This window comes from Parvibaculum sp. (genome assembly GCF_035511255.1).
In the GTDB taxonomy this organism is placed as follows: domain Bacteria; phylum Pseudomonadota; class Alphaproteobacteria; order Parvibaculales; family Parvibaculaceae; genus Parvibaculum.
The window spans coordinates 1-6,129 of the sequence record NZ_DATKFR010000030.1 but is presented as its reverse complement, the minus strand read 5'-3'; the positions used below and the strand labels follow the sequence as shown (position 1 = coordinate 6,129).

General features: G+C 65.1%; 6 protein-coding genes. 5 read left to right on the top strand and 1 reads right to left on the bottom strand.

Annotated features, from left to right (window positions below; all coding sequences use genetic code 11):
- From VMR03_RS01025 to VMR03_RS01010, 4 genes are all read left to right on the top strand, one after another.
- Positions 1-1,284: transketolase-like TK C-terminal-containing protein (locus tag VMR03_RS01025; protein ID WP_325401396.1), on the top strand; the 1,284-nt coding region annotated here is incomplete at its 5' end.
- Positions 1,285-1,306: 22 nt separating this feature from the next.
- Complete coding sequence (gene gap, locus VMR03_RS01020; RefSeq protein WP_325401394.1) at positions 1,307-2,314, top strand: type I glyceraldehyde-3-phosphate dehydrogenase; 1,008 nt, start codon at positions 1,307-1,309, stop codon at positions 2,312-2,314.
- A 170-nt stretch (positions 2,315-2,484) separates the two neighbouring features.
- Positions 2,485-3,690 carry a phosphoglycerate kinase gene (locus VMR03_RS01015; RefSeq protein WP_325401391.1) on the top strand — a complete coding sequence of 402 codons (1,206 nt, stop codon included), beginning with the start codon at positions 2,485-2,487 and terminating at the stop codon, positions 3,688-3,690.
- A 101-nt stretch (positions 3,691-3,791) separates the two neighbouring features.
- Entirely contained in the window at positions 3,792-4,724 is a 933-nt protein-coding gene (locus tag VMR03_RS01010; RefSeq protein ID WP_325401389.1) for a class I fructose-bisphosphate aldolase, read from the top strand.
- 55 nt (positions 4,725-4,779) lie between these two features.
- Here VMR03_RS01010 and VMR03_RS01005 read toward each other — a convergent pair whose 3' ends face one another.
- Complete coding sequence (locus tag VMR03_RS01005) at positions 4,780-5,583, bottom strand: phytanoyl-CoA dioxygenase family protein (protein WP_325401387.1); 804 nt, start codon at positions 5,581-5,583, stop codon at positions 4,780-4,782.
- 139 nt (positions 5,584-5,722) lie between these two features.
- Between VMR03_RS01005 and VMR03_RS01000 the strand changes: the two genes are divergently transcribed.
- Positions 5,723-6,129, top strand: a 407-nt coding sequence (locus VMR03_RS01000) for a Tex-like N-terminal domain-containing protein (RefSeq protein ID WP_325401385.1), incomplete at its 3' end; no start/stop codon positions are given.

The following is a 6,129-nucleotide window of genomic DNA, read 5'->3' as shown; positions in this document are numbered from 1 at the left end:
AAGCCGACGCTGATCGCCTGCCGCACCGTCATCGGTTACGGCTCGCCGAACAAACGCGGCAAGTCTTCCTCGCATGGCTCGCCGCTTGGGCAGGACGAAATTGCGCTGTCGCGCCAGACGCTCGGCTGGGATGCCGAACCTTTCGTCGTTCCCGCCGATATTCTGAACGCCTGGCGCGCCGCCGGCCGCGCGCATGCCAAGACCAGCGCCGAATGGGACGCACGGGTCGCCAAACTCGACGCCGCCAAGCGCGGCGAGTTCGAACGCCAACTCTCGGGCAAGCTGCCCGCGACCTTCGCCAAGGCGATCGACGACTACAAGAAGAAGCTCGTCGACGAGAAGCCCAACTGGGCGACGCGCAAATCGTCGGAAGAGGCGCTCAACGTCATCAACGCCGTGGTGCCCGAGATGATCGGCGGCTCCGCCGACCTCACCGGCTCCAACAACACGCGTTCGAAGGACCAGAAACCCGTCACCGCGACGGATTTCTCCGGCTCCTTCATCCATTACGGCATTCGCGAGCACGGCATGGCCGCGGCCATGAACGGCATCGCGCTGCACAAGGGCTTCATTCCCTATTCCGGCACCTTCCTCGTCTTCACCGATTACTGCCGCCCGGCGATCCGGCTTTCCGCCCTGATGGAGCAGCGCGTCGTCTATGTCATGACGCATGACTCGATCGGCCTCGGCGAGGACGGCCCGACGCATCAGCCGGTCGAGCATCTGGCGTCGCTGCGCGCCATGCCGAACCTTTATGTCTTCCGCCCGGCCGATGCCGTCGAGACGCTCGAATGCTGGCAGCTCGCGCTCGAAGCCGAGAAGACGCCCTCGATCCTCGCGCTGTCGCGCCAGAACCTGCCGACCGTCAGAACCGTTCACACGGAAGAGAACCTCTGCGCCAAGGGCGGCTATGAGCTTTCGCCCGCTTCTTCCAACGCAAAGGTCACACTGATCGCGACCGGCTCCGAGGTAGAAATCGCGCTCGCGGCGCAGAAGCTTCTGGAAGCCGACGGCATCGGCGCCCGCGTCGTCTCGATGCCCTGCGTCGAGCTCTTCGAGGCGCAGCCGCGCGAGTACAAGAAGAAGACATTGGGCGAAGGCACCGTGAAAGTCGCGATCGAAGCCGCCATCCAATATGGCTGGGATCGCTATATCGGCGAGAACGGCGCCTTCATCGGCATGCCGAGCTTCGGCGCCAGCGCGCCGGCCAAGGAACTTTACAAGCACTTCAACATTACCCCGGAAGCCGCGGTTGCCGCCGCGAAGGCTTGCCTCGGGGCCTAACCTCGTCAGGAGATTTCAGGAAATGGCTGTTCGCGTCGCTATCAACGGTTTCGGTCGTATCGGGCGTCTCGTCCTTCGCGCCATCGCGGAGTCGGGCCGCAAGGACATCACCGTCGTCGCGATCAACGATCTCGGTTCGGTGGAAGCGAACGCGCATCTGCTGAAGTGGGACTCGGTCCACGGTCCCTTCCCCGGCAAGATCAAGACGACGAAGTCTTCGTTCGATCTCGGCCGCGGGCCGATCAAGGTGCTGGCCGAACGCGATCCGGCGAAGCTGCCCTGGAAGGATCTCGGCGTCGACATCGCGCTCGAATGCACAGGCATCTTCACCTCGAAGGAAAAGGCCTCGATGCACCTGACCGCCGGTGCGAAGAAGGTTCTGATTTCGGCGCCCGCCGACGGTGCCGAGATCACCGTGGTCTACGGCGTCAACCACAAGGACCTCAAGAAGAGCCACAAGATCGTCTCCAACGGCTCCTGCACGACGAACTGCCTCGCGCCGGTCGCCCAGGTGCTCAATGCCGCCGTCGGCATCGAGCGCGGCTACATGACGACGATCCATTCCTACACGGGCGACCAGAACACGGTCGACACGCTGCACAAGGACGCGCGCCGCGCCCGCGCCGCCGGCCTCTCGATGATCCCGACCTCGACGGGCGCCGCGAAGGCGCTGGGCCTCGTGCTGCCGGAACTCAAGGGTAAGCTCGACGGCACGTCGATCCGCGTTCCGACGGCCAACGTCTCGGTCATCGATCTCGTCTTCACGCCGAAGAAGGCAACGACGGTGGAAGAAGTGAACGCCGCGATCGTCGCCGCCGCCAAGGGCCCGCTGAAGGGCGTGCTCGCGACGACCAACGAGGAACTCGTCTCGGTCGACTTCAACCACAATCCGGCCTCGTCGACCTTCGACCTCACGCAGACGCAGGTCATCGACGGCAAGCTCGTGCGCGTGCTCAGCTGGTACGACAATGAGTGGGGCTTCTCGAACCGCATGGGCGACACCGCCGTCGCGCTCGGCAAGCTGCTGTAAAAATCCCTCCGTGAAGCCCTCCCCCCTTGAGGGGGAGGGTTGGGAGGGGGGTAGGCTCAGGAAAGAGTCTTACGAAGAAGACCCCCCACCCGATCAGCTACGCTGATCGACCTCCCCCTCAAAGTGGGAGGTATGCCAAAACACCTTTTGGGAACCCGTTCCGCACCGACATGGCCAAGCACAAGACCCTCGACGATCTTTTTAAGACCGACATCAACGGCAAGCGGGTTCTCGTCCGCGCCGATCTCAACGTGCCGACGGACGACAAAGGCCATGTCACCGACACGACGCGGCTTGCCCGCATCGCCGACACGCTGACCGAGCTCGCGGGGCGCGGCGCGAAGGTGATCGTGCTGTCGCATTTCGGACGGCCCAAGGGCGGCCCCGATCCCAAATACACGCTGGCCCCCGTGGCCGACGCGCTCGCCAAGGTCGTAGGCAAGCCGGTCGCCTTCGCCGGCGACTGCATCGGCGAACCCGCGCGGAAAGCAGTCGACGCGCTTCCCGCCGGCGGCATCCTGGTGCTCGAAAACACGCGCTTCCATGCCGGCGAAGAGAAGAACGATCCGGCGCTGGCGCAGGCGCTCGCCGAAAACGGCGACGCCTATGTCAACGACGCCTTTTCCGCCGCGCATCGCGCGCATGCCTCGACCGAAGGTGTGGCTCATCTGCTGCCCGCCTATGCGGGACGCGCGATGGAGGCCGAACTCGACGCGCTCGAAACGGCGCTCGGCAATCCGGAGCGTCCAGTCGTCGCGGTCGTCGGCGGCGCCAAGGTCTCGACCAAGATCGCGCTGCTTTCCAATCTCATCAAGCGCGTCGACACGCTGATCGTCGGCGGCGGCATGGCGAACACATTCCTCGCCGCGCAAGGCAAGAAAATCGGCAAGTCGCTCTGCGAATACGATCTTCTCGACAAGGCGCGCGAGATCGCGGCGGCGGCCAAGGCGGCCGGTTGCGAACTCGTTCTGCCGGTCGACGTCGTCGTCGCCTCGGAATTCAAGGCGGGCGCCGCGGCGCAGACCGTGTCCGTCGATGCCGTGCCCGAGGACAAGATGATCCTCGATGTCGGCGCCGACACCATGGCCTATCTCGCCGGGCGCTTCGAGACGGCGAAGACCGTCGTGTGGAACGGTCCGCTCGGCGCCTTCGAGGTGCCGCCCTTCGACCAGGGCACGGCGGCCGCGGCGCGGCTCGTCGGCATGCTCACGAAAATGGGTGCGCTGAAATCGGTGGCCGGCGGCGGCGACACGGTGGCGGCGCTCAACGACGCGGGCGCGGCGGAAGACTTCACCTATGTGTCGGCGGCGGGCGGCGCCTTCCTCGAATGGATGGAGGGAGCCGTGCTCCCCGGCGTCGCTGCACTCGAGGCCTGAACCGGCTACACTCCCGCCCTGCGTATCCGGGCGGCACATTGTTCATTCGCGGGCGTGAAGCCCACTCACTCAAGCCACCTCCTCAGAATTGCGAGAGCCCCATGAAGATCACCCGCAAAGTTCGCGACATCCTCTCCTGCTACGAGAGCGACAATCCCGGCACGAAAGCCAATCTCGCGCGCATGCTGATGGCGGGGCGGCTCGGCGGCACGGGCAAGATGATCATCCTGCCGGTCGACCAGGGCTTCGAGCACGGGCCTGCGCGCAGCTTCGCGCCGAACCCGGCCGCCTACGATCCGCGCTATCACTTCCAGCTCGCGATCGACGCGGGCCTCAACGCCTATGCCGCTCCGCTCGGCATGATCGAGGCGGGCGCCGACACCTTCGCCGGCCAGATCCCGCTGATCCTCAAGGTCAACAGCTCGAACAGCCTCGCCCGGTCGAAGGATGCGCCCGACCAGGCGATCACCTCGACGGTCGACGACGCGCTGCGGCTGGGCTGCTCGGCGATCGGCTTCACGATCTATCCGGGCTCGGACGCGCAGTTCGACATGATGGAAGAAATTCGCGAGATGTCGGCCGAAGCGAAGGCCGCCGGCCTCGCCACCGTCATCTGGTCCTATCCGCGCGGCGGCAATCTCTCCAAGGAAGGCGAGCTCGCGGTCGACATCGGCGTTTATGCCGCCCACATGGCCGCCCTTCTCGGCGCGCATATCATCAAGATCAAGCTGCCGACCGACTTCATCGAGCAGGCGGAAGCCAAGAAGGTCTATGAGCAGCAGAAGATCGACATCTCGACGCTCGCCAAGCGCGTCGAGCATATCGTGCAGACGCTCTTCAACGGCCGGCGCATCGTCGTCTTCTCGGGCGGCGCCTCGAAGGGCACGGACGCGGTCTATGACGACGCCCGCGCGATCCGCGACGGCGGCGGCAACGGCTCGATCATCGGCCGCAACACGTTCCAGCGGAGCCGCGAGGACGCACTCGCCATGCTCGACAAGCTGGTGAAGATCTACCTCGGCAAGGAAGAATAATTTCTTCCAGTCGCTCCTTATCGACAATCGCCCCGCTCCCACGAGCGGGGCGTTTTCATTTTCCGCCGAGGGCCTTGCGTATCGCCTGTTCGACCGGCGAATGGTCGCCGTCTTCCCGGTCGATGGAAAACGGGACCGCCGGCAGCAGCGGCGGCTGGGCGATGAAGCGCGGGCGTGTGCCCCGATGCGGTTGCGCCGCGTGGACCAGAAACGGGTGGCAGAGATACACCGTGCCGGCCTCGCCGGTCGCGAGGGCTTCCGCGCAGTCCGCGGTGTCGTCGAACCCCTCTGCCGCGAGTTCCCGCAATGTCAGCCCTTCCTCTCCCGCCGGCGCGAGGCGTCGGGCGATTTCCAGATGCGATCCGACGCGAAGCCGCGTCGGCGCATCGTCCTCCCCCACATCGGAGAATAGAAACAGCAGCAGCAACGCCCGGCCCCTGGAAACAATATTCGCCCGCCAGTCGAAGAAGTCAGATTCCGCGGTTCCGAAACTGACGTCGATGTGCCAGCCGGTATCGCCGGGATCCTCGGGCGACGGGAAGCGCACGGGGAATGTGCCCATGGCCATGCGCGGATGCCAGCGTCCCTTGCCGGCAAGCCTGTCGAAAGCATCATGCAAAGCAGCGCCGCTGGCGGCGCGGACAAAGGGCTCCTGGACATATTGTCCGAGGCGGATCACCGGCTTCGTCCATGTCGCGGGATCGTCGGGATCGCAACCCGTATCGCGCCACAGGATTGCGCGCGCCTCCTCGGCGAGATGGCGGGAGAAGGCGCCGTCCATCCGGACGAATCCGTCGTCCATGAATTGCGCGACTTGTGCGTCGCTCAACCCCGCCGGGATATTGTCGTCAATGGTCATCGCGCAACATTCCGCAGACGGGGTTCATCCGTCAAGCGGCGGGTCGCGATCCATTCCATTTTCCAGACACCAAACGACTTTGTGAGCGCGCCCATCCGCGCTACAAAGCCCCTCCTCCGATTCCAACTTTATGAGTCCCATGAAATCGATCAATGCGCGCATCGCGGAAGAGCTTGGCGTCCTCGAACGGCAGGTGGAGGCGGCGGTCGAATTGCTCGACGGCGGCGCGACGGTGCCCTTCATCGCGCGCTATCGCAAGGAAGTGACGGGGACGCTCGACGACGCGCAGCTCCGCACGCTGGAAGAGCGCCTCACCTATCTGCGCGAACTCGAAGAGCGCCGGACGGCGATCCTCAAAAGCGTCGAGGAACAGGGCAAGCTTGACGATGCGCTTCGCCACCAGATCGCGACGGCGGACAGCAAGGCGCGGCTCGAAGACATCTACCTCCCCTACAAGCCCAAGCGCCGCACCAAGGCGCAGATCGCGCGCGAGGCGGGGCTCGAAGCATTGGCCGATGCGCTGCTCGCCGATCCGACGCTCGACCC

Bases quoted from the DNA above. Each gene is read 5' to 3' on its own strand.
- gap (WP_325401394.1), top strand. From the start codon at position 1,307: ATGGCTGTTCGCGTCGCTATCAACGGTTTCGGTCGTATCGGGCGTCTC.
- VMR03_RS01015 (WP_325401391.1), top strand. From the start codon at position 2,485: ATGGCCAAGCACAAGACCCTCGACGATCTTTTTAAGACCGACATCAAC.
- VMR03_RS01010 (WP_325401389.1), top strand. From the start codon at position 3,792: ATGAAGATCACCCGCAAAGTTCGCGACATCCTCTCCTGCTACGAGAGC.
- VMR03_RS01005 (WP_325401387.1), bottom strand. From the start codon at position 5,583: ATGACCATTGACGACAATATCCCGGCGGGGTTGAGCGACGCACAAGTC.